This is a genomic window from Flavobacterium sp. 316 (assembly GCF_000967805.1).
Taxonomy (GTDB): Bacteria; Bacteroidota; Bacteroidia; order Flavobacteriales; family Flavobacteriaceae; genus Flavobacterium; species Flavobacterium sediminilitoris.
Genome location: NZ_JYGZ01000014.1, coordinates 1 through 2574, shown reverse-complemented (window position 1 = coordinate 2574; position 2574 = coordinate 1). Strand labels below are relative to the sequence as shown.

At 28.5% G+C, this 2574-nt stretch carries 3 protein-coding genes; 2 read left to right on the top strand and 1 reads right to left on the bottom strand.

Annotated elements, in window-relative coordinates; genetic code table 11:
• A partial coding sequence (locus SY27_RS19035) for an RHS repeat-associated core domain-containing protein (RefSeq protein ID WP_045973043.1) occupies positions 1 to 866 on the top strand: 866 nt, incomplete at its 5' end.
• Positions 867 to 877: 11 nt separating this feature from the next.
• Complete coding sequence (locus SY27_RS18010) at positions 878 to 1390, top strand: hypothetical protein (RefSeq protein ID WP_152640794.1); 513 nt, start codon at positions 878 to 880, stop codon at positions 1388 to 1390.
• Between the two features lie 627 nt (positions 1391 to 2017).
• Here the strand turns inward: SY27_RS18010 and SY27_RS18005 are convergent.
• A complete protein-coding gene (locus SY27_RS18005; protein ID WP_045973039.1) occupies positions 2018 to 2350 on the bottom strand; it encodes a helix-turn-helix domain-containing protein in 333 nt (110 codons plus the stop codon).
• Positions 2351 to 2574 lie beyond the last annotated feature (224 nt).

Sequence of the window (2574 nt, the reverse complement as noted above, 5' to 3'; positions counted from 1 at the left end):
AGTATCGCTATAACGGAAAGGAATTACAAAATGAACTTTCTTTAAACTTATACGACTATGGCGCAAGGAATTACGACCCAGCTATAGGTAGATGGATGAATGTTGACCCGCTAGCTGAACAAATGAGAAGACACTCTCCATATAACTATGCTTTTGATAATCCTATTTATTTTATTGACCCTGATGGAATGGCTCCAGATGATTGGTACATAGATTCTGTTACTGGTAAGAAGTTAGGTCAAGACGGTTCTTCAACAAATAATATTAGATTAATTAATCGTGTTGATTTTCAAGATATTTCTGAAAAGCATGGTGGCACAATGTCTAATAATGCTACAAATGATTTACAAAATAATAGTACAGTAGTTTGTATTAACGATTCTGAAATACAAAACGAGGTTCAAACAATCACAGATTTATCGACAACAATGGAACATCAGACCTTTGTAACTTTAGATAGAGATACTGGAGAAGTATCAGCGTCAAGAGGAGAGCCTGGTACAGATGGATTGACAACTATGAATTATAATTCTAGAACAAGTAGTGATGGTAATCAATATAATACAGTTGATGGTAAACTACTTTTAGGTCAAGTTCATGGTCACAACTTATCGCAAGATCCAACTAAAATTAATATACCAGGTACTTCGGATTTTGATAAAAACACAGCATCGAGTTCAGGGGTTACGATTTATGCAACTGACGCTTATAGCCAAAATGCAGGTGGTCAGGTTGAAATACATAGAGTTAGCTCAGACGGAACACGGACTAATAATATTGGTTATACCCAAGGAAGTGCTGGAGGTCAAGGTGCACCTACTATTAACATAGGTTTAGATGCATTAAAGAGATGGAGTGGCTTTTAAAATTTATAGAAATGAAAAAGATGAATAAAATAATTATTACAATATTAATTACTGCTTTTTGTTTACTCAAGATTAATGCACAAAATACAATACCTTATTTAGTTAATTTAGAAACTGAAAAATCTATTTACAAGGAAATTCTAAATAAACCGAAAGAGGATATAGCTTTTTTAATAGAAAATGTATCTGATAAAAGATTTAAAATACATTTAATTAGTTTTAAAGATAAAGAGATACAATTAACTAACAGAAAGTTATTTATCAATGATGAGTTTTATCCTATTATTTTTTATACAGATTATTTGTTTTATACTCAATTAAAGGATAATAAACCACTCGTTTCATTTGAAGAGAGTAAAAATGTATACAAAGACATATCAATACCTACAATTGAAGAGAGAGAAAAAAACAATCACTTGTATGGTTTAAAAAGAAAGTCAATTATAGTCGATAATAGTATATATTGGATAATAGACGATAAAGGTAAGTTAGTCGAGACCAATTCAATTTTAAAAACGGATTAATTTTAAATACTTATTTTAAAAACAATAAAACATAAACCACTCAATTGAGTGGTTTTATTGTTTTAAAAACTGTTTAAAACTGTTAAATTTTACTATAAAAACAAGAAAACGCTATTAGTCACAAAATAATTATCTGTGAATAACTTTGGAATGGAAATATAGATTTTATGATTATCTTTGAAGAGTTGAGAGTCAACACCATCTAGAGATGAAAAAAACCGAGATTGCAGTCTCGGTTTCTATTAAAATTTAGGTGTTATTTATTAACCTAAAAGATTTTAAAAATTATGGAAGAATTGAATCTTCTACTATTGTTATTGGTAATTGTTGCAATTACCAAACTACTTAAAGAGGTAAAAAATCCTAGTAAGTAGTTATTTAATAGACCCATTTGCAAGAGCAGGTGGGTTTTTTTATTGGCAACATTGAGTATTTAAATATGTATAACAAATATGTAATACAATTGTATGCTACAAATATGCACTACAAATATATGATATATTTTGTAATACGTATATAATTAGATACGTATTATATAAATAAAAATTATAGAATCTAGCAGAGATAAGGCATTAGAAAGTATAGATGTAATTATAGGAGATCTTCCTTGTCAAGTAATAGAAGAAACTATTTATAAGAAAGTTTAGTTTTATAATCTCTAATTAAAGCATCAATCACATTAAATAATTGTTTTTGTTCTTCATCGGGCATAGTGGCGATAACTTCAATACGTTCGACAATTTTTTTATCTTTTACAATTACGGTATTATTGCCTACTAAATAATCTAAAGAAACATCAAGAGCTTGTGCAATTTTATTAGCTATCTCAACTGAGGGCGTAATCTCTTCACGTTCATATCTTCCAATTACAGCTCCAGAAGTTCCTACAATGCTTCCTAGAACATCACGAGATAATCCTTTTTCTTTACGTAATTGTACTATGGTTGTTCCTATTTTCATAATCTATAAGTAATAATAATGCTTTAAGAATAAGGGTTTATGCAAATATACATTACTTAAAAGTAAAAAAACAAACGAATAAATTTGTAAATAATATCATTTATTGATTAAGTTTGTAACTAATAAGTGAAATTTTATAAGTTATGAACAATCTAAACATTCAAAACCCAAACCAATTAGAATATAATAATAAACTAATCAAAATAACAGTATTAGGCGGTATC

What these genes read in the sequence shown, in the direction of transcription:
- SY27_RS18010 (WP_152640794.1), top strand. Translation starts at nt 878, where the DNA reads ATGAAAAAGATGAATAAAATAATTATTACAATATTAATTACTGCTTTT.
- SY27_RS18005 (WP_045973039.1), bottom strand. Translation starts at nt 2,350, where the DNA reads ATGAAAATAGGAACAACCATAGTACAATTACGTAAAGAAAAAGGATTA.